General features: G+C 59.5%; 24 protein-coding genes. 20 read left to right on the forward strand and 4 right to left on the reverse strand.

Going from position 1 to position 22,917, the window contains the following annotated elements; translation table 11 throughout:
* The 16 genes from ACIPY9_RS20055 to hemN all read left to right on the forward strand — a co-directional run.
* Nucleotides 1-470 (forward strand): cbb3-type cytochrome c oxidase subunit I (locus tag ACIPY9_RS20055; RefSeq protein WP_400705364.1); only part of this gene is annotated, 470 nt, incomplete at its 5' end.
* A gap of 10 nt (nt 471-480) precedes the next feature.
* Complete coding sequence (gene ccoO, locus ACIPY9_RS20060; RefSeq protein WP_400705367.1) at nt 481-1,089, forward strand: cytochrome-c oxidase, cbb3-type subunit II; 609 nt, start codon at nt 481-483, stop codon at nt 1,087-1,089.
* 3 nt (nt 1,090-1,092) lie between these two features.
* Nucleotides 1,093-1,296: a cbb3-type cytochrome c oxidase subunit 3 gene (locus ACIPY9_RS20065; RefSeq protein WP_201006186.1), complete on the forward strand. Its 204-nt coding sequence runs from the start codon at nt 1,093-1,095 to the stop codon at nt 1,294-1,296.
* Nucleotides 1,293-2,243, forward strand: a complete 951-nt coding sequence (ccoP, locus tag ACIPY9_RS20070; RefSeq protein ID WP_400705370.1) for a cytochrome-c oxidase, cbb3-type subunit III — start codon at nt 1,293-1,295, stop codon at nt 2,241-2,243. Before ACIPY9_RS20065 ends, ccoP (ACIPY9_RS20070) begins: the two co-directional genes overlap by 4 nt.
* 361 nt (nt 2,244-2,604) lie before the next feature.
* Entirely contained in the window at nt 2,605-4,047 is a 1,443-nt protein-coding gene (ccoN, locus tag ACIPY9_RS20075; protein WP_400705373.1) for a cytochrome-c oxidase, cbb3-type subunit I, read from the forward strand.
* Nucleotides 4,047-4,655 (forward strand): cytochrome-c oxidase, cbb3-type subunit II, encoded by a 609-nt coding sequence (gene ccoO / locus ACIPY9_RS20080; protein WP_400705376.1) that lies wholly within the window; start codon nt 4,047-4,049, stop codon nt 4,653-4,655. The genes ccoN and ccoO (ACIPY9_RS20080) overlap by 1 nt, the downstream gene beginning before the upstream one ends.
* A gap of 5 nt (nt 4,656-4,660) precedes the next feature.
* Nucleotides 4,661-4,855, forward strand: coding sequence for a cbb3-type cytochrome oxidase subunit 3 (locus ACIPY9_RS20085; protein ID WP_400705379.1), 195 nt, complete (start codon nt 4,661-4,663; stop codon nt 4,853-4,855).
* Nucleotides 4,852-5,829 carry a cytochrome-c oxidase, cbb3-type subunit III gene (ccoP, locus tag ACIPY9_RS20090; RefSeq protein WP_400705382.1) on the forward strand — a complete coding sequence of 326 codons (978 nt, stop codon included), beginning with the start codon at nt 4,852-4,854 and terminating at the stop codon, nt 5,827-5,829. Before ACIPY9_RS20085 ends, ccoP (ACIPY9_RS20090) begins: the two co-directional genes overlap by 4 nt.
* A gap of 139 nt (nt 5,830-5,968) precedes the next feature.
* Entirely contained in the window at nt 5,969-6,220 is a 252-nt protein-coding gene (locus ACIPY9_RS20095) for a type II toxin-antitoxin system Phd/YefM family antitoxin (protein ID WP_400705385.1), read from the forward strand.
* Nucleotides 6,220-6,672: a type II toxin-antitoxin system VapC family toxin gene (locus ACIPY9_RS20100; protein WP_400705388.1), complete on the forward strand. Its 453-nt coding sequence runs from the start codon at nt 6,220-6,222 to the stop codon at nt 6,670-6,672. The genes ACIPY9_RS20095 and ACIPY9_RS20100 overlap by 1 nt, the downstream gene beginning before the upstream one ends.
* Before the next feature lie 190 nt (nt 6,673-6,862).
* Nucleotides 6,863-8,278: a cytochrome c oxidase accessory protein CcoG gene (ccoG, locus tag ACIPY9_RS20105; RefSeq protein WP_400705391.1), complete on the forward strand. Its 1,416-nt coding sequence runs from the start codon at nt 6,863-6,865 to the stop codon at nt 8,276-8,278.
* A 12-nt stretch (nt 8,279-8,290) separates the two neighbouring features.
* Nucleotides 8,291-8,830, forward strand: coding sequence for a FixH family protein (locus ACIPY9_RS20110; protein WP_400705394.1), 540 nt, complete (start codon nt 8,291-8,293; stop codon nt 8,828-8,830).
* Nucleotides 8,827-11,361 (forward strand): heavy metal translocating P-type ATPase, encoded by a 2,535-nt coding sequence (locus ACIPY9_RS20115; protein WP_400705397.1) that lies wholly within the window; start codon nt 8,827-8,829, stop codon nt 11,359-11,361. The genes ACIPY9_RS20110 and ACIPY9_RS20115 overlap by 4 nt, the downstream gene beginning before the upstream one ends.
* On the forward strand, nt 11,340-11,561 hold the full coding sequence (gene ccoS / locus ACIPY9_RS20120) for a cbb3-type cytochrome oxidase assembly protein CcoS (protein ID WP_400705400.1): 222 nt from the start codon (nt 11,340-11,342) through the stop codon (nt 11,559-11,561). Before ACIPY9_RS20115 ends, ccoS begins: the two co-directional genes overlap by 22 nt.
* 20 nt (nt 11,562-11,581) lie before the next feature.
* Entirely contained in the window at nt 11,582-12,265 is a 684-nt protein-coding gene (locus ACIPY9_RS20125; protein WP_400705403.1) for a sulfite exporter TauE/SafE family protein, read from the forward strand.
* Nucleotides 12,266-12,392: 127 nt separating this feature from the next.
* Nucleotides 12,393-13,775, forward strand: coding sequence for an oxygen-independent coproporphyrinogen III oxidase (gene hemN / locus ACIPY9_RS20130; RefSeq protein ID WP_400705406.1), 1,383 nt, complete (start codon nt 12,393-12,395; stop codon nt 13,773-13,775).
* Nucleotides 13,776-13,804: 29 nt separating this feature from the next.
* Here hemN and ACIPY9_RS20135 read toward each other — a convergent pair whose 3' ends face one another.
* On the reverse strand, nt 13,805-14,272 hold the full coding sequence (locus tag ACIPY9_RS20135) for a chemotaxis protein (RefSeq protein ID WP_400705409.1): 468 nt from the start codon (nt 14,270-14,272) through the stop codon (nt 13,805-13,807).
* A gap of 152 nt (nt 14,273-14,424) precedes the next feature.
* Here ACIPY9_RS20135 and fnr point away from each other — a divergent pair, with 152 nt between their 5' ends.
* Nucleotides 14,425-15,159 carry a fumarate/nitrate reduction transcriptional regulator Fnr gene (fnr, locus tag ACIPY9_RS20140; RefSeq protein ID WP_400705412.1) on the forward strand — a complete coding sequence of 245 codons (735 nt, stop codon included), beginning with the start codon at nt 14,425-14,427 and terminating at the stop codon, nt 15,157-15,159.
* Nucleotides 15,160-15,221: 62 nt separating this feature from the next.
* Nucleotides 15,222-15,770 (forward strand): adenine phosphoribosyltransferase, encoded by a 549-nt coding sequence (locus ACIPY9_RS20145; protein ID WP_400705415.1) that lies wholly within the window; start codon nt 15,222-15,224, stop codon nt 15,768-15,770.
* A 138-nt stretch (nt 15,771-15,908) separates the two neighbouring features.
* Here ACIPY9_RS20145 and recR read toward each other — a convergent pair whose 3' ends face one another.
* From recR to dnaX, 3 genes are all read right to left on the reverse strand, one after another.
* Complete coding sequence (gene recR / locus ACIPY9_RS20150) at nt 15,909-16,511, reverse strand: recombination mediator RecR (protein ID WP_400705418.1); 603 nt, start codon at nt 16,509-16,511, stop codon at nt 15,909-15,911.
* Between the two features lie 190 nt (nt 16,512-16,701).
* Entirely contained in the window at nt 16,702-17,028 is a 327-nt protein-coding gene (locus ACIPY9_RS20155) for a YbaB/EbfC family nucleoid-associated protein (protein WP_400705421.1), read from the reverse strand.
* 61 nt (nt 17,029-17,089) lie between these two features.
* A complete protein-coding gene (gene dnaX / locus ACIPY9_RS20160; RefSeq protein WP_400705424.1) occupies nt 17,090-19,225 on the reverse strand; it encodes a DNA polymerase III subunit gamma/tau in 2,136 nt (711 codons plus the stop codon).
* Nucleotides 19,226-19,711: 486 nt separating this feature from the next.
* On the opposite strand from dnaX, the gene ACIPY9_RS20165 reads away from it, so the two are divergent.
* Both ACIPY9_RS20165 and ACIPY9_RS20170 read left to right on the forward strand, forming a co-directional pair.
* The gene (locus ACIPY9_RS20165) at nt 19,712-19,855 is read left to right on the forward strand and encodes a hypothetical protein (RefSeq protein ID WP_400705427.1); all 144 of its coding nucleotides are present in this window, start codon (nt 19,712-19,714) and stop codon (nt 19,853-19,855) included.
* A 139-nt stretch (nt 19,856-19,994) separates the two neighbouring features.
* Nucleotides 19,995-22,910, forward strand: coding sequence for an aldehyde dehydrogenase family protein (locus tag ACIPY9_RS20170; RefSeq protein WP_400705430.1), 2,916 nt, complete (start codon nt 19,995-19,997; stop codon nt 22,908-22,910).
* Nucleotides 22,911-22,917: the final 7 nt, after the last annotated feature.

A 22,917-nucleotide genomic window follows, 5' to 3' on the forward strand; every position in this document is an offset into this window, starting at 1 on the left:
TGTCGACCTTTGAAGGTCCGATGATGGCCATCAAGACCGTCAACGCCCTTTCCCACTACACCGACTGGACCATCGGTCACGTACACGCCGGCGCACTCGGCTGGGTGGCAATGATCTCCATCGGCGCGCTGTATCACATGATTCCCAAGGTCTTCGGTCGTCAACAGATGCACAGCCTGGGCCTGATCAACGCGCACTTCTGGCTCGCCACCATCGGCACCGTGCTCTACATCGCCTCGATGTGGGTCAACGGCATTACTCAAGGCCTGATGTGGCGTGCGGTGAACGAAGACGGAACCCTGACTTACTCCTTCGTCGAAGCCCTGCAGGCCAGCCACCCGGGCTTCATCGTTCGTCTGGTCGGTGGCGCCATCTTCCTCGTGGGCATGTTGCTGATGGCCTACAACACCTGGCGCACCGTGCGGGCTTCCAACCCTGCCGAAGCCGCCGCTGCAGCACAGATGGCCTGAGGAGCTGACCATGAAACATGAAGTGATCGAGAAAAACGTCACCCTGCTGATGATCCTGATGGTTCTGGCCGTCAGCATCGGCGGCCTGACCCAGATCGTGCCGCTGTTCTTCCAGGACGTGACCAACAAGCCGGTCGAAGGCATGAAGCCCTACACCGCCCTGCAACTCGAAGGCCGCGACATTTACATCCGCGAAGGTTGCGTGGGTTGTCACTCCCAGATGATCCGTCCGTTCCGTGCCGAAACCGAGCGTTATGGCCACTACTCGGTAGCGGGCGAAAGCGTCTGGGATCATCCGTTCCTGTGGGGTTCCAAGCGTACCGGTCCTGACCTGGCCCGCGTCGGCGCACGCTACTCGGACGACTGGCACCGCGCTCACCTGTACAACCCGCGCAACGTCGTGCCGGAGTCGAAAATGCCTGCCTATCCATGGCTGGTGACCCAGCAGGTGGACAGCAGCAACACCGAAGCCAAGATCCGCGCCATGCGTACCCTGGGCGTGCCTTACACCGATGCCGACATCTCCGGTGCCGTCGCCAGCCTCAAGGGCAAGACCGAAATGGATGCACTGGTCGCCTACCTGCAAGTGCTGGGCACTTCCATCAAGAGCAAGAGGTGAGGCATGGATATCCAAGACTTGCGCGGCCTCGGCACGTTGGTAGTGGCGATCGCCTTCATCGGGATGTCCCTGTGGGTATCCAGCAGCAAACGCAACCCGGATTTCGCCGAGGCTCGCATGGCGCCCTTTGCCGACGAGCCACACCCCTTGAGCACTGACGCGAAACCTGAAACGGAACAACCTGTCGTGCGGAGTAACCAGCCATGACCACCTTCTGGAGCACCTATATCTGCGTGCTGACCCTCGGCAGCCTGATCGGGCTGACCTGGCTGTTGATCGGCACACGCAAAGGCGAAACCAAGGGCAGTACCGACCAGACCATGGGCCACAGCTTCGACGGCATCGAGGAGTATGACAATCCGTTGCCGCAATGGTGGTTCATGCTGTTCGCGGGCACTCTGGTGTTCGCAGTCGGCTACCTGATCCTCTACCCGGGCCTGGGTAACTGGAAAGGCATCCTGCCCGGTTATGAAAACGGCTGGACCGGTGCCCACGAATGGGAAAAGGAAATGGACCGGGCGGATGCCAAATTCGGCCCCATCTTTGCCAAGTTCGCCGCCATGCCCGTGGAAGAAGTCGCCAAAGACCCGCAGGCCCTGAAAATGGGCGGCCGTCTGTTCGCCTCCAACTGCTCGGTGTGCCACGGCTCGGATGCCAAGGGTGCCTACGGCTTCCCTAACCTGACCGACACCAACTGGCGCTGGGGCGGCAGTGCCGACACCATCAAGAACAGCATCATGATGGGTCGTGTCGCGGCCATGCCAGCCTGGGGTCCCGTGATCGGTGAAGAAGGCGTCAAGAACGTCGCCGCCTACGTTCGCCACTCGCTGGCCGGTCTGCCACTGCCTGCCGACAACACCGCCGATCTGGCCGCCGGACAGCAAGTATTCAGCTCGACTTGCGTAGCGTGTCACGGTGCAACAGGTAAAGGTGTCGAAGCAATGGGCGCCCCCAACCTCACACAACCGGGCGGTTTCATCTACGGCACCAGCCTTGCGCAACTGCAACAGACCATTCGTCTTGGTCGCCAGGGTCATATGCCTGCTCAGGCCGATTTGCTGGGCAATGACAAAGTGCAATTGCTGGCCGCCTATGTGTACAGCCTTTCCCAGAGTCCTGATCAACTCGCCAACAAGGAAAAGCAGTCACAGTAACGATTCAGCCCGTAGCACCCTGAATTCCGCACCCTGCAACGGGGTGCGGAATTTTTCCTGAACAGCCCTCCCCTCACCTCAAACTTCCCATGCCGGTCTTTCACGACTAAGCTTGCCCGCAGTGGACTGGCCTTAGCCTGGTCACAGGTCACGGGAAGAGAATGCCTTCGGCATTTTCCGGCATCACGCGTCTCGACCTGTCTCCCCCGCCTTTTTCGGTCCGCTTCGGCCATGCTCCGGTGTACAGGGAACATGCCTCAAAGGGCCATCGCCTCAACGCAAACACTTGCCCCGGTCTTGACCGTGAGCAGGTTCGTGGCCTTTTGAATACCTATAAATACTGATCCGTGGAACCCTGGAAATGAGCACTGCAATCAGCCCGACTGCTTATAACTATAAGGTGGTCCGTCAGTTCGCCATCATGACGGTGGTCTGGGGAATTTTCGGCATGGGGCTCGGGGTTTTCATCGCCTCGCAGCTTGTCTGGCCCGAGCTGAACCTCGACCTGGAATGGACAACGTTCGGACGTCTGCGCCCCCTGCACACCAATCTCGTGATCTTCGCCTTCGGCGGCTGTGCCTTGTTTGCAACGTCCTATTACGTGGTGCAACGGACCTGCCAGACACGGCTGATTTCCGACAGCCTCGCGGCATTCACCTTCTGGGGCTGGCAAGCGGTGATTGTCGGCGCACTCATCACCCTGCCCATGGGTTACACCACCACCAAGGAATACGCCGAGCTGGAATGGCCGATCGCGATTCTGCTGGCCATTGTCTGGGTCACCTATGCGGTGGTGTTCTTCGGCACCATCGTCAAGCGCAAGACGAAACACATCTATGTCGGCAACTGGTTCTATGGCGCGTTCATTCTGGTGACGGCCATGCTGCACATCGTCAACCACATCTCGCTGCCGGTCAGCCTGTTCAAATCCTACTCGGCCTATGCAGGTGCCACCGACGCGATGATTCAGTGGTGGTACGGGCACAACGCCGTAGGCTTTTTCCTGACCACAGGCTTTCTGGGGATGATGTACTACTTCGTGCCCAAGCAGGCCGAACGCCCCATTTACTCGTATCGCCTGTCCATCGTCCACTTCTGGGCGCTGATCACCCTGTACATCTGGGCCGGTCCGCATCACCTGCACTACACCGCACTGCCAGACTGGGCACAATCGCTGGGCATGGTGATGTCGATCATCCTGCTGGCCCCGAGCTGGGGCGGCATGATCAACGGCATGATGACCCTCTCGGGGGCCTGGCATAAATTACGCACCGACCCGATCCTGCGTTTTCTGGTGGTGTCCCTGGCGTTCTATGGCATGTCGACCTTTGAAGGGCCGATGATGGCCATCAAGACTGTAAACTCGTTGTCCCATTACACCGACTGGACCATCGGCCACGTACATGCCGGTGCCCTGGGCTGGGTGGCGATGATTTCCATCGGTTCGATCTATCACATGATCCCCAAAGTCTTCGGGCGTCCGCAGATGCACAGCATCGGGCTGATCAACGCGCACTTCTGGCTCGCCACCATCGGCACCGTGCTCTACATCGCTTCGATGTGGGTCAATGGCATCACCCAGGGCCTGATGTGGCGAGCAATCAATAACGACGGAACCCTCGTCTATACATTCATCGAGAGCATATCTGCCAGCCATCCGGGGTATATCGTGCGAATGATCGGCGGGGGCATCTTTGCCAGCGGCATGCTGCTGATGGCCTGGAACGTCTGGCAGACGGTACGGACGTCTGACCCGAAAGAAGCAGAAGCCGCTGCCCAGATCGCCGTTGCGGGGACTCACTGATGAAACATGAGGTACTGGAGAAAAACATCGGCCTGCTGGCGTTCTTCATGGTCATTGCCGTCAGCATTGGCGGCCTGACCCAGATCGTGCCGCTGTTCTTTCAGGACGTGACCAACAAGCCGATCGAAGGCATGAAGCCACGCACCGCTCTGGAAGTCGAAGGCCGTGACGTGTACATCGCCAACGGTTGCGTGGGATGCCACTCACAGATGATCCGCCCGTTCAGGGCCGAAACCGAACGCTACGGTCATTATTCGGTGGCGGGCGAAAGCGTCTGGGACCACCCGTTCCTGTGGGGCTCCAAACGTACAGGTCCCGACCTGGCCCGCGTCGGTGGCCGCTACTCGGACGACTGGCACCGCGCCCATTTGTACAACCCGCGCAATGTGGTGCCCGAATCGAAAATGCCGGCCTATCCGTTCCTGGTCGAGAAAAAACTCGACGGCAAGGAAACGGCTAAAAAGATGGAAGTCCTGCGCACCCTCGGCACGCCTTATACCGACGAAGACATCGCCGGTGCCGAAGCCGCCGTGAAGGGCAAGACGGAAATGGACGCGCTGGTGGCCTACCTGCAAGGCCTTGGCACAATCATCAAAAGCAAACGGTGAACGCGATGGATATCGGAATGATTCGAGGTCTGGGCACACTGGTGGTGATGGTGGCCTTTATCGGCCTGGCGCTGTGGGTATTCAGCCCGAAACGCAAGGCTGAATTCGACGACGCGACCATGCTGCCCTTCGCGGACGACCCGAAAGCCGTCGAGCAGATAGAGCAGGAAAACAGTGCCCCCGGGAGCAAGAAAGCATGACCACCTTCTGGAGCCTGTATGTCACGGTTCTGACCCTGGGCACTCTCTTCGTCCTGACCTGGCTGCTGCTGGCAACCCGCAAGGGCCAGCGCAATGAATCGACCGAAGAAACCGTGGGTCACTCCTTCGACGGGATCGAGGAGTACGACAACCCGCTGCCGCGCTGGTGGTTCCTGCTGTTCGTCGCCACCCTCGTGTTTGCTCTGGGCTATCTGGCGTTGTATCCGGGGCTGGGCAACTGGAAAGGCCTGCTGCCCGGTTATCAGTACGCGGATAACGAAAAACAGCTTCAGTTTTCGGACGGCCAGCAAGGCTGGACAGGCGCTCATGAGTGGGAAAAGGAAATGGCTCGCGCCGAAAACCGCTTCGGGCCTCTGTTCGCCAAATACGCGGCGATGCCCATCGAGGACGTGGCCAAAGACCCACAGGCCCTGAAGATGGGCGGCCGTCTGTTTGCCTCCAACTGCTCGGTGTGCCACGGCTCGGACGCCAAGGGCGCCTATGGTTTCCCCAACCTGACCGATGCCGACTGGCGCTGGGGCGGCGACCCGCAGACCATCAAGGCCACCATCATGGACGGTCGTCATGCCGTCATGCCGGCCTGGGGCGAGATTGTCGGTGAACAGGGCGTGCGTGATGTCTCGGCCTACATCCTGACCCGGCTCGACGGTCGCAAACTGCCCGAAGATGCCAAGGCCGACCCCACTGCTGGCCAGAAGATATTCGCGACCAACTGCGTGGCCTGCCATGGGGCAGAAGGCAAAGGCACGCCAGCGCTGGGAGCGCCGGACCTTACCCATCCGGGAGCCTTCATTTATGGGTCGAGCCTTGCGCAACTGCAACAGACCATCCGTTACGGCCGTCAGGGTCAGATGCCTGCCCAGCGCGCCACCCAGGGCAATGACAAGGTTCATCTCCTGGCCGCTTATATCTACAGCCTGTCCCGTCAGGAAAAGCCTGCCGAGCCTCAATGATCGTGCGGACCGGGCAGCCCCGTCGTTCGACGGGGTTGTTGCATCTGGATAAGATTTGTCTGTTGTAGATACGTTTCTACATAACTAGACTGCCGAACGCAGGTCTAGAAACCAACAGACATTTCCAGGAGGTCATGCCATGACAACGACACTCACAAGCCGCGAATTCAATCAGGACACCAGCGGAGCCAAGAAGGCGGCCAACGAAGGCCCGGTGTTCATCACCGACAGGGGGCGTCCGGCCCATGTCCTGCTCTCGATCGAGGACTACCGGAAGCTGACGGGCAGCTCGGTCAGTATCGTCGACATGCTGATCATGCCTGCCGACATCGAGATCGATTTCGATCCCCAACGGGCCGATATCACACCTCGTCACGTGGACCTGTCCTGATGTTCCTGCTCGACACCAACGTGGTCTCCGAACTCAGAAAGCGCCATGTGGACGCCAATGTCGTCGCATGGGCAAACACCACCACACCCGCCAGCCTGTTCATCTCCGCCGTCACGGTCATGGAACTGGAAACAGGCGTATTGCGCATCGAGCGCCGCGATCCCCTCCAGGGCGCGGCACTGCGCACCTGGCTGGAACATCATGTCTTGAAAGCCTTCGCCGGGCGCATCCTGGCCGTGGACAGCGCTGTGGCCAGACGCTGTGCGCAGCTTCATATCCCTGATCCACGCAGCGAATGCGATGCCTTGATTGCTGCCACTGCGCTGATACACGGCATGAAAGTGGTGACCCGCAACACCGTTGATTTTCAGCACAGCGGTGTCTCCGTGCTCAACCCGTGGGTCAGTCAGTTGCATGAAGAACCTGCTGTCTATCGGACAGCGCCCCGCTGACAGACGAACATAATTACCCTGTCAATTGATCCAGATCACTTACACGAACCGCTTGAGGAACCCAACGCGACCAAAGGTCGCAGTCTTGAGGTATAAGGGCAGGCGTATCATGGACGCCATAAGAGACAAGCCTTGATCGCGGTCGGCATGCACTGGCTGCGGCATTTTTCCACTGCCGTGGGACGCCCCAATGAACAACAGGATTCCCGTACACAACATCACCCCGCCCTCCAAGCATGACAGTCATTCTGTCGACCTCTACGCCGCGCGAGAAAACATCTATACCCGCGCCTTCACAGGCCGGTTCCGTAACCTGCGCATGCTGAGCGGACTCGCCTTGTTTCTGGTGTATTTCGGCACGGTATGGCTGAACTGGGGCGGCCATCAGGCGGTGTGGTGGAACCTGCCGGAGCGCAAGTTCTATATCTTCGGTGCCACCTTCTGGCCACAAGACTTCATTCTGCTGTCGGGCATCCTGATCGTCAGTGCCTTCGGCCTGTTCTTCATCACCGTGTATGCCGGGCGCATCTGGTGCGGCTATACCTGCCCGCAAAGCGTCTGGACCTGGATTTTCATGTGGTGCGAAAAGGTCACCGAGGGCGACCGCAACCAGCGCATCAAGCTCGACAAGGCCCCCATGAGCGCCAACAAGTTCATGCGCAAGTTCAGCAAGCACAGCCTCTGGCTGCTCATCGGTTTCGTGACCGGCCTGACCTTCGTCGGTTATTTCTCGCCCATCCGTGACCTGAGCATCGACCTGTTCACAGGGCAGGCCGATGGCTGGGCCTATTTCTGGATCGGCTTCTTTACCCTGGCGACCTACGGCAACGCCGGCTGGCTGCGCGAGCAGGTGTGCGTCTACATGTGCCCGTACGCCCGCTTCCAGAGCGTCATGTTCGACAAGGACACCATGATCGTTTCCTACGACCCACGTCGTGGAGAAACACGTGGCACACGCAAAAAGGACGTGGACTACAAGGCCCAGGGCCTTGGTGACTGTATCGACTGCACCATGTGCGTTCAGGTCTGCCCTACCGGCATCGACATCCGCGACGGCCTGCAGATCGAATGCATCGGCTGCGCCGCCTGTATCGACGCCTGTGACACCATCATGGACAAGATGCACTACCCACGCGGGCTCATCAGCTATACCACCGAACACAACCTGTCGGGGCAGGTCACCCACAAGCTGCGTCCACGGTTGATTGGCTATGCCGTGATGCTGCTGATCATGATCGGCCTGTTGGCCAGCGCCTTCCTCACCCGCTCGCTGGTCGGGTTCGATGTCAGCAAGGACCGTGTGCTGTACCGCGAAAATGCCGAAGGCCGCATCGAAAACGTCTACAGCCTCAAGGTGATGAACAAGGATCAGGTGGATCACACCTACATCCTCGAGGCCACCGGCCTGCCTGACCTGAAACTGCAGGGCAAACGTGAGATCAAGGTGGCGGCGGGCGATATCTTCACCATGCCGGTGGAGCTGTCCAGCGCCCCCGAGAAGATGCCATCGAGCACCAACGAGGTCACCTTCATACTCAAGGACATCGACAACAGCGATACCCGTGTCGAAGCCCAGAGCCGCTTCATCGGCCCACAAATCCGTTAAGGGACACCCGTCATGTCAGTCGCACTCGATTCAAGCCCCTGGTACAAGCACCGCTGGCCATGGATCATCATCGGCATCCTGGCCTGCTCGGTGACCCTGAGCCTGTCAATGGTGACCATTGCCGTCAACAACCCGGACAATCTGGTCAACGACAACTATTACGAGGCCGGCAAAGGCATCAACCGCTCCCTGAACCGGGAGCTGCTGGCCCAGACCCTCAAGCTGCGGGCCAGCATTCATCTGGACGAACAGACCGGTGAGGCCGAGCTGCGCCTGACCGGCAACAGCCAGCCTGAACGACTGGAACTGAACCTGATCTCCCCTACCCAGCCGGACAAGGATCGCCGCATCTTCCTGACCCGCAGCCCCTCCGAAGCCGGTCGCTACATCGGCCAGTTGCAGGACAAGATCGAAGGTCGTCGTTTCGTCGAACTGCTGGGGAGCGAAAACGGCCAGACCTGGCGTCTGTTCGAGGAAGAACAGGTCAGCCATGACGCGGCCCTGATGCTGGGCGACGAGCCGCTGCAAGGTGCGGAAGACAGAAAGAATTGAATACAGAACCCGTAGGAGCGGATTCATCCGCGAACAGACCATCCCCTTTCGCGGATAAATCCGCTCCTACACGCAGTTGCTACCACTGTGCGCTGCCCGTTCCACCGGGCAGCCGCTTCACCGCTGTCGTGCTCGGCGAAACCCGGGAACTGTGCTGCCCCGGCTGCCAGGCCGTAACCCAGGCCATCGTCGCGGGCGGGCTGGAAAGCTACTACAGCCACCGCAGCGACACCTCGACCAACCCCGAAAGCCTGCCCGCGCAACTGGTCGACGAACTGGAGCTGTATGACCGCCCCGACGTGCAGGCTTCGTTCGTACGCCATGAAGGGGAACTGTCCGAAACCACGCTGCTGATGGAAGGTATCAGTTGCGCCGCCTGTGGCTGGCTGATCGAGCGTCACCTGCGCAGTCTGCCGGCCATTGCCGAAGCGCAACTGAACCTGTCCAGTCATCGTCTGCATGTGCGCTGGTCTGAAAGACAGTTGCCTTTAAGCCAGTTACTGGGTGAGCTGCGCAGCATCGGCTACGCTGCCCATCCCTATCAAGCCGATCGCGCCACTGAACAACTGGCCAGTGAAAACCGTCTGGCCCTGCGCCAACTGGGCGTGGCGGGCCTGCTGTGGTTTCAGGCAATGATGGCAACCATGGCCACATGGCCGGAGTTCAACATCGACCTCAGCGCCGAGATGCACACCATCCTGCGCTGGGTCGCGATGTTTCTGACCACCCCGATCATCTTCTACAGTTGCGCGCCCTTCTTTCGAGGTGCCCTGCGCGACCTGCGCACCCGCCACCTGACCATGGACGTGTCCGTCTCACTGGCCATCGGCGGTGCCTATCTGGCAGGGATCTGGACAGCAATCACCGGCACCGGCGAGCTGTATTTCGATGCCGCCGGCATGTTTGCCCTGTTTCTACTGGCCGGGCGCTATCTGGAGCGACGCGCACGGGAGCGGACCGCCGCCGCCACCGCACAACTGGTCAACCTGCTGCCGGCCTCCTGCCTGCGCCTGAGCGAAGACGGTCAGAGCCAGCGGATTCTGCTCAGTGAATTGCGCCTGAATGACCGCGTTCTGGTGCACCCCGGCACCGTCATTCCGGCCGATGGCAAAGTGCTGGAGGGCCAGTCCAGCGTCGACGAGTCGCTGCTGACCGGCGAATACCTGCCGCACCCGCGCAGCGTGGGGGATTCAGTGACGGCCGGTACGCTCAATGTCGAAGGTCCGCTGACAGTCCATGTCCAGGCACTGGGCCATGAAACCCGTCTGTCCGCCATCGTTCGCCTGCTGGAGCGCGCCCAGACCGAAAAACCCCGGCTGGCGGAAATCGCCGACCGCGCCGCTCAATGGTTCCTGCTGGGCTCACTGGCCGCTGCGGTCCTCATCGGTCTGGTCTGGTGGCAGATCGACCCGGCCCGGGCCTTCTGGATCGTTCTGGCGATGCTGGTCGCCACCTGCCCGTGTGCATTGTCACTGGCGACGCCGACAGCCCTGACAGCCGCCACCGGCACCCTGCACAAACTCGGCCTGCTGCTGACCCGCGCTCATGTGCTCGAAGGCCTGAACCAGATCGATACCGTCATCTTCGACAAGACCGGCACTCTCACCGAAGGTCGGCTCACCCTGCGCCGCATCAAGCCGCTCGGCACGCTGGACGCCGACACTTGCCTGAGTCTGGCGGCCGCCCTGGAAAACCGTTCGGAGCACCCCATCGCCCGCGCATTCGGACGAGCACCGCTGGCGGCCACCGACGTCCACAGCACGCCGGGCCTTGGCCTGGAAGGATGTGTCGGGGCACAGCGCCTGCGTATCGGCCAGCCCGGATTCGTCTGCGCCCTGAGCGCCAGCGACATTCCCCCCATGCCGAACGAAGCCGGCCAATGGCTGTTGCTGGGCGATGATCGCTCACCACTGGCCTGGCTGGGGCTCGATGACCGCCTGCGCGAAGAGGCCGGCCAGCTGTTGCAGGCCTGCAAGGCTCGCGGCTGGAAAACCCTGCTGCTGTCGGGCGACAGCTCACCCATGGTCGCCAGCGTTGCCGCTGAACTGGGCATCGACGAAGCCCACGGCGGCCTGCGCCCGGATGACAAACTGGCCATGCTGCAAAAGCTGCATGAACAGGGGCGCAAGGTGCTGATGCTCGGCGATGGCGTCAACGATGTGCCGGTACTGGCCGCTGCGGACATCAGCATCGCCATGGGCTCGGCCACGGACCTGGCGAAAACCAGTGCCGATGCGGTGCTGCTGTCCAATCGCCTGCAGGCACTGGTGCAAGCCTTTGGTCTGGCACGCCGTACACGCCGGGTCATTATCGAAAACCTCTTGTGGGCAGGCCTGTACAATGGCCTCATGCTGCCGTTCGCGGCGCTGGGCTGGATCACACCTGTCTGGGCCGCGGTCGGCATGTCCATCAGTTCGCTGGCGGTCGTGCTCAACGCCTTGCGCCTGACCCGACTACCGGGCACCCAGGCGTCCGTCGTCGTGACTCGACAGCCGGTTCAGGAGGTTTTATGCCCGCGCTCTACATCATGATCCCGGCAGCCCTGCTGCTGGTCGCCATCGCGGTCTATGTCTTTTTCTGGGCGGTGGACAGCGGGCAATACGACGACCTGGAAAGCCCGGCCCACAGCATCCTGTTCGACGACCAGGACCCCAACCATCAAGCCGCCCTGGACGAAGCCTCGCGCAAGCCTCAGGCCATGCAGCAAGGCGAGACGAAGCCCGATGCCTGAGAACACGCCGTTGAACCCCCATGCCTGAACTCGTTCCCCTGCTGCTGTCAGCCCTGATTCTCGGCCTGCTGGGCGGCGGCCATTGCCTGGGCATGTGCGGCGGCCTGATGGGCGCCCTGACCCTGGCCATCCCGCGTGAACAGCGCAGCCGCCGCTTTCGCCTGCTGCTGGCCTACAGCCTCGGACGCATCTTCAGCTATGCCTGCGCAGGGCTGTTGATCGGGCTGGCAGGCTGGGCCGTGGCCAACAGCCCGGTGGCCATGGCCCTGCGTGTGATCGCGGCCCTGCTGCTGATAGCCATGGGCTTATACCTGGCCGGCTGGTGGAGTGGCCTGACGCGTATTGAAAGCCTGGGGCGCGGCTTGTGGCGTCACCTGCAACCGGTCGCGACCCGCTTGCTGCCCGTGTCGAGCCTTCCGCGCGCCCTGCTGCTGGGAGCCTTATGGGGCTGGCTGCCTTGCGGTCTGGTCTACAGCACCCTGTTGTGGTCGGCCAGCCAGGGCAATGCCATCGACAGCGCCCTGCTCATGCTCGCCTTCGGACTGGGCACCTGGCCGGTGCTGCTGGCCACCGGCCTTGCCGCCGAACGCACCACCGCGTTGCTGCGCCAACGGGGGATTCGCATGGCGGGCGGCGCGCTGGTGATTCTGTTCGGGCTGTGGACGATGCCTGGGCCGCATCAACACTGGCTGATGGGCCATTAGGCCTCCTGAGCATCATGTAAACAGTTTCATCGACAGCCCCCGTGCGTATTTGACGCATATCAACACCCTTGTGCAGCCAGCTCCGTAGACTTGCCAACATTGCCAGCCTACCCGGGGGAATGCCCGCATGCTCGACGCCATTCGTTGGGACACAGATCTGATCCGCCGCTACGACCTGGCAGGACCTCGTTACACGTCCTACCCAACCGCAGTGCAATTTCATACGCAAGTCGGAGCCTTCGATTTGCTTCATGCCTTGCGTGAAAGCCGCAAGGCCGTACGCCCCCTGTCGCTGTACGTGCACATCCCGTTCTGCGCGAACATCTGCTACTACTGCGCCTGCAACAAAGTCGTCACCAAGGACCGTGGCCGCGCCCATGCCTATCTGCAAAGGCTCGAGCAGGAAATCCAGACCCTGGCCAGCCATCTGGCGCCCGGTCAGGTGGTCGAGCAACTGCACTTCGGCGGCGGTACACCGACCTTTCTGAGCCATGACGAGCTGCGTCAGCTCATGGCGCAACTGCGCAAGCACTTCAACCTGCTCGATGACGATTCAGGCGATTACGGCATCGAGATCGACCCTCGCGAAGCCGACTGGTCCACCATGGGCCTGCTGCGCGAGCTGGGCTTCAACCGCGTCAGCCTGGGCGTCCAGGACCTGGACCCTGCGGTCCAGCGCGCCGTCAATCGCCTGCAGAGCCTGGAAGAAACCCGCGCCATCATCGAAGCCGCACGCACCCTGCAATTTCGCTCGGTGAACATCGACCTGATCTACGGCCTGCCCAAACAGACGCTCGAAGGCTTCAGTCGCACCGTCGAGGAAATCATCACCCTGCAACCCGATCGCCTTTCGGTGTTCAACTATGCCCACCTACCCGAGCGTTTCATGCCGCAGCGGCGCATTGAAAACGCCGAACTGCCCAGCCCTGAAACCAAGTTGCTGATGCTTGAACGCACCATTGAGCAGCTGACCAAGGCCGGTTATCGCTACATCGGAATGGACCACTTCGCCCTGCCCGATGACGAACTGGCGGTCGCACAGGAAGAACTGACCCTGCAACGCAACTTCCAGGGCTACACCACCCACGGGCATTGCGACCTGATCGGCCTGGGCGTTTCGGCCATTAGTCAGATCGGTGATCTGTACTGCCAGAACAGCAGCGACCTGAACGACTATCAGGGACTGCTGGCCAGCGACCAGTTGGCCACCAAACGGGGTCTGGTCTGCATCGAGGATGACCGAATCAGGCGAGCGGTGATCCAGCAATTGATCTGCCATTTCACCCTCGACTTCATCGAAATCGAAAAAACCTTTTCAATTGATTTCAGAAGTTACTTCGATGAGCTGTGGCCACAACTGACAGACATGGCGCGAGACGGCCTGATCGAACTGAGCGATACCCAGATCAATGTGCTGCCAGCCGGACGGTTGCTGGTGCGCTCGGTGTGCATGGTGTTTGATAACTACCTGAACCAGCAGAACCGGCAACGGTTTTCACGAGTGATCTAAACGACATCCAAGGGGCCGTTCGCGGCCCCTTACATTTTGGCCATGACCAACATCCCCGCCTTGACCTTGTCCGCATCGCTGGACTGCATCTGGTTCATGAGCGTCGCCATATCCGCCGTGGAATTGCTCACCTGCCGCTGCAACAGGCCCAGCACCGTCTGCAACGCCGTGGCCTGCGCCTGTCGCTCGTCGTAAGTGAGGGTCTTGTCGTTGAGCACCTTCTGGATCTTCTCCAGGGTTTCCTGAATCTTTCGTTGCAGCTCACGGATGGCCTTGAGGATCTTCTGCACCGACTCGGGCAACCCGCTTTGCTCGATATCATCGTTGCCAGAAGACGAGGCAGCCGCCTTCTTGCCTGCACTCGACAAGTCCACCTCAATACCCTTCGCTCTTGTCGTAGACGTCGCGGCTTCAGCGCCCTGAACCGGTGCAGCAACAGGCTGAGCGACAGTTTGACGCACGCTTATGGTGCCAATGACAGTGTTTAATATCGACATGGCAAAACCCGTTATGACGGTTAAATTCCTGTCAGTTTATCGACACACTGACGAGAACCTTGACCTCCCGGAACACTTTCCACGCTGGTCTAAGCCACTGCGTGTGAGTTACCCTTACGACCTATGTGTGATTTCCCACAAGGAATTAAGTGATGTCCGAGCCAGTCAAAGTGCGTGCTCATACCCAGGCCCATTGCAAGGACTGCAGTCTGGCGCCGCTCTGTCTGCCCCTGTCGTTGAATATGGAAGACATGGACGCCCTTGACCAGATCGTCAAGCGCGGCCGCCCTCTGAAGAAAGGTGAATTCCTGTTCCGCCAGGGCGACACCTTCGCCTCCGTTTATGCCGTGCGCTCCGGCGCCCTGAAAACCTTCAACATCAGTGACAGCGGTGAAGAACAGCTCACCGGTTTCCACCTGCCCAGCGAACTGGTCGGCATGTCCGGCATGGACTCCGAGGCCTACCCGGTGTCGGCCCAGGCGCTGGAAACCACTTCGGTCTGCGAGATCCCCTTCGAGCGCCTTGACGAGCTGTCCGTACAGCTTCCGCAACTGCGTCGGCAACTGATGCGCGTCATGAGCCGTGAAATCCGCGACGACCAGCAAATGATGCTGCTGCTGTCGAAAAAGACCGCTGACGAGCGCATTGCAACCTTCCTGATCAACCTCTCGGCACGCTTCCGGGCTCGCGGCTTCTCCGCCAACCAGTTCCGCCTGAGCATGTCCCGCAACGAGATCGGCAACCACCTGGGCCTGGCCGTGGAAACCGTCTCCCGCGTGTTCACCCGTTTCCAGCAGAACGAGCTGATTGCTGCCGAAGGCAAGGAGATCCATATCCTTGATCCGATCCAGCTCTGTGCCCTGGCCGGCGGTGCCATGGAAAGCTGATGCGTGCGATCCGGGGCGGACCGGCTTAAACTACCGCCTAAACTTGCCCCGGATCACCTGCAATGCTTTTTGATGAACTGAGCTTCAAATCCCTGATTCGCCCTGTCGTGGACTTCCCCAAGCCCGGCGTGGTCTTTCGCGACATCACTCCCCTCTTCCAATCGCCCAAGGCTACACGCCTGGTGATCGACAGCTTCGTGCAGCGCTACATCGATGCCGACTTCAGCCATGTCGGCGTCATGGATGCCCGTGGCTTCCTGATCGGTTCGGTGGTGGCCTATGAACTTAACAAACCGCTGATCCTGTTCCGCAAGCAAGGCAAGCTGCCCGCGGACGTGCTGTCCGAGGCCTACCAGACCGAATACGGCCAGGCCTACCTGGAAGTACATGCCGACAGCCTGTGCGAAGGCGACTCGGTGGTGATGTTCGATGACCTGATCGCGACAGGCGGCACCCTGATTGCTGCCGCCAACCTGATCCGCCGCATGGGCGCTCACATTCATGAAGCCGCAGCGATCATCGACCTGCCGGAACTGGGCGGCTCACAGCGCCTGGAAGACATGAACATCCCGACTTTCTGCCTGACCAGCTTTGCGTTGAACGAGCAGTAAAACCGTTCGCGAATGAATTCGCTCCTACCGAGTGGGACCGGATTTATCCGGGAAGGCTGTGCTGGCTGCTTTGCGAATGAATTCGCTCCCACACACAATCACGCTCCTACTGAGTGGGAGCGAATTCATTCGCGAAAATCACAACGCAATCGGCTTGCGCCCTGCAAACGAATGCGCCAGCGTCCCGCCATCCACCAGATCCAGCTCACCGCCCAGAGGCACGCCATGGGCGATGCGCGAAGCGATCAGGCCTTTCTCGTTAAGTAGCTGGGCAATGTAGTGCGCGGTGGCTTCCCCCTCCACCGTCGGGTTGGTGGCCAGGATGACTTCCGTGAACGTGCCCTGCTCGCTGATACGTTCCAGCAGTTGCGGAATACCGATAGCCTCAGGCCCCAGGCCGTCCAGGGGCGACAAGTGGCCCTTGAGCACGAAGTAACGCCCGCGATAGCCCGTCTGTTCCACCGCATAGACATCCGTCGGCCCTTCGACCACGCACAACAGCGTGTCGTCGCGGCGCGGGTCCGCGCATTGCGGGCACAACTCCTCTTCGGTCAGCGTGCGGCATGAGCGGCAATGCCCCACACCCTCCATGGCCTGGCTGAGCGCCAGCGCGAGACGTGAACCACCGCTGCGGTCACGCTCCAGCAGCTGCAACGCCATGCGTTGAGCGGTTTTCTGACCCACGCCCGGCAAAACGCGAAAGGCATCGATCAATTGACGAATCAGGGGGCTGAAGCTCATGGAGAAAGGTCCGACAAAAACACAAGAGGCGGTTTATACCCGCGCCTTGCGGTGAGCGTCAATTCGGGTGTTGCTTATGGATGTTCGCGAATGAATTCGCTCCTACCGGTGTAGGAGCGAATTCATTCGCGACCAAACAACAAAAAATGCCAGGCACATGGCCTGGCATTGATCAACATGCAAAACAGCCTTAGAACGGCAGTTTCATGCCCGGCGGCAGTTGCATGCCTGCGGTCATGCTGGCGGTCTTTTCCTGGCTCGCCTGCTCGACCTTGCGCACCGCGTCGTTGACGGCGGCGGCGATCAGATCTTCCAGCACTTCCTTGTCTTCCTGCATCAGGCTGTCATCGAGCGTGATGCGCTTGACGTCATGACGACCGGTCATCACCACGCTCACCAGGCCTGCGCCCGACTGACCGGTGACTTCCGCGTTAGCCAGTTCTTCCTGCATTCTGGCCATTTTTTCCTGCATCTGCTGGGCCTGCTTCATCAGGCCAGCCATGCCACCTTTCATCATGGGATATCTCCTCGAAAATGGATGGTTCGTTTGCGCGACGCCACAAGCGTCGAGCCGTCAGTTAATGAGTCTGCGCCACGGAAGCGTCCACGGGTTTGATCGTATCCTCCCGAACCACTGCGCCAAACTGTTGCATCATTTGCTGGACGTACGGATCGGCATGAATCGAAGCCTCGGCCTGACGCTGGCGTTCGGCACGCAAGCGAGCCGCCGCCTGGGCAGGGGTTTCCTGCTCGGGCTTGATCAGTTCGATACTCAAATTGATCGTACGACCATGGAACTGGTTCAACGCCTCATTGAGACGGCGCTGCTGGGTCGAGTTGAACAAGGCGCTGTGCGCCGGATCCAGGTGCAGCAGCCAGTGATCGCCCTCGGCCGAAATCAATGTGCAGTTGGCGGCGATACTGCCCGTCATGCCCGAAATCGGCAATTGAGGGAACATTTCCAGCCATTGCAGCGCCAGCCCGGTGGCCGGCATCGCAGCAGGCTCAGGCTCGGGTTCAGGCGCTTCGGCCTCGGTGACGCTCTCATGGGCCAATTCATCGAGGTAGTTGTAGGACGCCGGATCGATATCGACATCCGGCTCCACATAATCGTCGTCCAGCGGCGGCTCGTCGTCGCGATCCATCGGCGCGGACATATAGGCCGAATCCGGAATTGCCTCCAGCATGCCCGGCATGGCAGGCGCTTCGGCAACGGGTTCAGGCTGGACCTGCGGCGCGTCCGGCACCGGGCTGGCCGGCTCGGGCACTGGCATCGGGGTCAGCTCGGGCTGCTCTGCCACCGTTTCCAGCACAGGCTCCGGTGCGGGCTGCGCGACAGGCTCGGGAACCGGCTCGGCGGCAGGCGCCTTGGGCTCGTTCCAGGGCAGGTCGATTTCTTCGACCGGCGCGGGCTCGGCAACCGCCTGTACCGGCTCGGGCGCAGGTTTTTCAACGACCGGTTCCACCACGGCAACAGGTTCTACAACCGGAGCAGGTGCCATGGCTGCGACAGGCGCAACAGGAGCGACCGGTGCAACCGTTGTCGCGCCGGCCACCGCAGCCCGGGAATCAACCGTGGCCGGGTTGATCCCCACTGGCTTTAGCGACTGCCTCGGCGCATCGGCGCTCTCGGCGGGACGGAAGGCCAGCATGCGCAACAACACCATCTCGAAACCGCCACGCGGGTCCGGTGCCAATGGCAGGTCGCGACGCCCGATCAGGCCCATCTGATAGTAAAACTGCACATCTTCGGCTGGCAGCGCCTGAGCCAGGGCCAATACGCGATCACGGTCGCCGTGACCGTTGTCGACACCTTCGGGCAGCGCCTGGGCAATCGCCACGCGATGCAGAACATTGAGCATCTCTGACAGCACGCCATTCCAGTCCGGCCCCTGCTCGGCCAGATGACGCACCGCCTCCAGCAGCCCGCGTGCATCGCCTTCGAGCAAGGCCGTCAGCACATCGAACACCTGACCGTGGTCCAGCGTACCCAGCATGGCGCGCACATCCGCCGCCATGACCTTGCCTTCACCGAAGGCTATGGCCTGATCGGTGAGGCTCATGGCATCACGCATCGAACCATCGGCGGCGCGGCCCAGCAGCCACAGTGCGTCGTCTTCGAACGGCACGTTCTCGACACCCAGCACATGGCTCAGGTGCTCGACCACGCGCTCGGGGGTCATGTTCTTCAGCGAGAACTGCAGGCAGCGCGACAGGATCGTGGCCGGCAGCTTCTGCGGGTCGGTGGTGGCCAGGATGAACTTGACGTAGGGCGGCGGCTCTTCCAGCGTTTTAAGCAACGCGTTGAACGAGTGGCTGGACAGCATGTGCACTTCGTCGATCAGGTAGACCTTGAAGCGCCCACGACTGGGGGCGTACTGAACGTTATCCAGCAGCTCGCGGGTGTCCTCGACCTTGGTACGGCTCGCGGCGTCGATCTCGATCAGGTCGACGAAGCGACCTTCGTCGATCTCCTGACAGACCGAACAGGTGCCGCACGGCGTGGAGGTAATGCCAGTTTCACAGTTCAGGCACTTGGCGATGATCCGCGCAATGGTCGTCTTGCCGACGCCACGGGTGCCGGTGAACAGATAGGCATGGTGCAGCCGCTGGCTGTCCAGCGCATTGATCAGAGCCTTCAGCACATGGGTCTGGCCGACCATTTCGCGGAACGAGCGCGGACGCCATTTACGTGCAAGAACCTGATAACTCATTGAAAACCGTCGCAACTGGGAAGCGGAAGACCGCTAATGCTAGCGGAGCAAGAGCAAAATTGCATCTGGTGTCCCCGGTTAATCTGACAGGCATGGCATTTCTCACGCTGGCCTGAAAAGACCCAGGTGCCGTCCTCATGAATTATATCGGCCTCGAGGTCATCAATGAATCGAGGGCAAACGCCTCTTTCATACCTGAAACATGCGATAGATCAATGACCGGGAACGAGAGGGCCAAATCTCCGGCCATGCATGGTTTTTCTTGTCCTACAGGGATTGAATTTCAATAAACGGCTGGCGTAAGCTCAAAAACTTATCGCGAGTCCTCAAGAAGAGGTCAATCACGATAAACATCAATACCAGATCAGGACGCTGCATTTTTACAAGGGTTGGCAGACAACAAGTTGTAAAGGTTGCCTGCCTGTAAATGAATACTGCGAATACCGGACCAGCGTATTTGCAATTATCTGACTATTGATACCTTCCATGTCACTTTCCACAGTGAAGCCGTCTTTATACCTGGCACATGCCCCCAAGGGCATTGCCTCGCTGGATTGCCATGTTGCGAACAGTCGTCGTCGCAGCATTCTCTTTGCCTTTACCTTCTCCCCCCCTCTGGCCAGCCACTGATTCTTCATTTGGCCTCATTGCCTTCCCGATAGCTGCTCAGGGGGATTGCCCTGTCTGTCAGCGATGACCTGATCGTTTCAGTTTTAAGCGAAACGTCCTTTTGTGGGCGCTTGATTGCATCAAACAGGGAGTTCATTGCATGTGGTGGAAAAACCTTGCTCGGCAAATTCAGGAAAGAACAGCCGACGGAAACGAAACAGTTGCGTTTGGGGCAGGGTTTGGCCCCTCCGGTCTTCCTCATATCGGGACTTTGTGCGAAGTCTTGCGCGTCAGTATCGTGAGAACCGCCTTTGAAAAGATTTCAGACAGGGAAACCCGGCTTTTTATTATTTCCGACGACCTGGATGCCTTAAGAAAGATACCCACCACCTTTGCGCGCCCCGAAGTCCTGCGAGGGCATACAGGGCGACCATTGTGCGATATTCCCGATCCTTTCGAGAAAGCAGAAAGTCTGTCGGCAGGCATCAACGCCCGGCTTGACAGTGCACTCGCCCCCTATGCACTGGACTATCAACTGCTTGCAAACAGCACGCTGTATCGATCCGGCTACTACAACGCCACGATCAGGCAGTTTCTTTCCCGAATGGAGGAGATCAATCAGGTGGTGGCCTCACGCCTGGGGGTTACCCGTAGAAAGAGCTACAGCATGTTCATGCCCGTGTCGCGCTTTTCCGGGCGAATCATTGAACATCTGGTGGTCCGGAACATTGATCTCCAACGCGGGGAAATCACCTATCAAATCCCGCCCGATCTGCTGATCAATCGACCGGGCGAGGAGTACAGCATCACCTCCCGGGAATACTACGCCGACGAACCCATTGGCGAAGACATCACCACGTCCGTATTGAACGGGCACTGTAAATTGCAATGGAAAGCCGATTGGGCAATGCGCCTGATTCATCGCGATATTTCTTTTGAAATGCATGGCGAGGACCTGACTGACTCCGCCAATACCGTACGTGATATCTGCAAGGTCCTGGGGGTACAGGCACCGATTCTGATGAAGTACGGTCTGTTTACCGACAAGGTCGGCAAGAAAATATCAAAAAGCAAAGGCAATGGTTTTTCGCTGGAAGACGTCAGCAAGTACATGCCTGAAGAAGCACTGCAACACTTCATGTTCAGTAACCCGTATCGCACCACTCGTTTCCACCCTCAAGTGTCAATCAAGGCATATGACGATTATCGGGCCGACCATGCACGTATGCTTGCCGGGAACGATGACACCCCCATCACTTACTTTCACCGCCCACCGTCTCATCGCAAACGCATGGCCACCTACCGAGGAATACTGAACATCCTCACCGCCTGCCACCCCGACGATCTTGATGCGGCTTACTATTACCTGCTTAAACACGACAAAACCCGGCAGGACATCCTGGCGGATGAATCCTTCACCCAGGTTGTGCAGAAAGCGTTCACCTACTACCAGGAACGGATTGCACCGCGCTTCCAGCCACGATTGGTCAACGAATGTGCGGAATCAATACTGTACCGAATCGCCGAACAGCTCAAACAGCTGACGCCGCACCACAGACCGATAAAGAGAGCACATATCACACAGCTTCTGGATCAGGTGGGCGCTCCCGATCACAAGAGTGCCTATCGGATGCTTTACGCCTGCCTGTTCGGCGAGGAGAACGGGCCGCGACTGGAGGAATACATCAATCGCCTGGGCATACAGGCTTTTTGCACGGAACTTGAATCACGGATCAAACAGGCGGTTCATTACAGGGAGAGTAAAACCATGAGCACACAGGTCAACCAGACGATAACCGAGTCTTCCGACACGCCACACCCGATGCCCGTCGCGCCTGCACAAGGCCGCGAACGCGTGCTGGAGGCCATCGATTTCCAGACAGTCAAAACGCGTGCTGCGGCGTTTGCACAGCATCTTCGAGAGCACACAGAAACGATTGCAGAAAGCCTGTCAGGGTTTGAATGCTACAACGTGGCAGCCGATGAAATTGAGCGCTGTGTCGAGCTTCTGGATAACCTGGAACTCAACAGCCCATTCTTCGAGCGCAAGGTTCACTGCGTCACGAGTTACCTGCCACTCAACCAGCCCATCTATGCAACGACCTGCTTTGGCATCATTCCTTCATTGATGGCCGACTCTGCCTGGCTTCGGCCACCGACTGCCATGCATTCACACTACAGAAAACTGCTGGAAGCCTTGCAGTTGGAGCATTTCTTCCCGAACCTGAATATCTCTTTTGCCGATAAAGAGACGTTTGTCAGCCAGACGGCGGCCATCTCCGACGCGGTGATCTTTACCGGCACACCGGAAAACGCGGCCAAAGTCCGCAAGTCCTATCTCAAACGCACCTTGTTCATACTCAACGGCGCGGGGCACAACCCGTTGGTGGTGTCTGCCGATGCGTCGATAGACTCCGCCATTGAAAGTGCTCTACGGGTGGTGCTGTACAACCAGGGGCAGGATTGTGCAGGCCCCAACAGCATTCTGGTGCATCGGGACGTTCATGCTGAATTCATGCATCGCTTGCGCGAAGAACTGTCGAAGTGCGAAAGCCATGTCGGCGACTACGCCTGCAAAGACAATATCGTGGGGCCCAATAGTGACCCTGATCACACGTTGAAAGTGGTCAAGATGTTCAAGGACTACCGAGAGCACTGCACCTATGGAGGGGAAATCAACCCCATCAGCGGGCTGATACGCCCGACCGTGTTTGAGCGCCCCTTGTCCCTGGGCGGCAACTACAAAGAGTTCTTTGCACCGGTGTTCTTTATTCAGCCTTATGACCAGGACGCAGAACTCGCGAACTATTTTGAACATCCGCTCTATGCACCCAACTCCATGTACGTGTCGCTGTTTGGTAGCAGCCCCTATATCGACAGCCTGGTGGCGTGCGGAAAACAGGATGCGGGCACCGTGCTCAATAACACTGACCTGCATATCGTGGAAAAAGGCTACAACCCTTACGGCGGGCACGGGGTCGCAGCGTCCTGCCTCTATGTGAACGGCGTGCGAATTGCCAAACCGACCTTACCCCAACGGGATATCCATGAGCATCTTGTTGCGGCAGGAGCCTGAGGCGTGA

Source organism: Pseudomonas sp. NPDC089734 (assembly GCF_044748865.1).
GTDB lineage: Bacteria > Pseudomonadota > Gammaproteobacteria > Pseudomonadales > Pseudomonadaceae > Aquipseudomonas.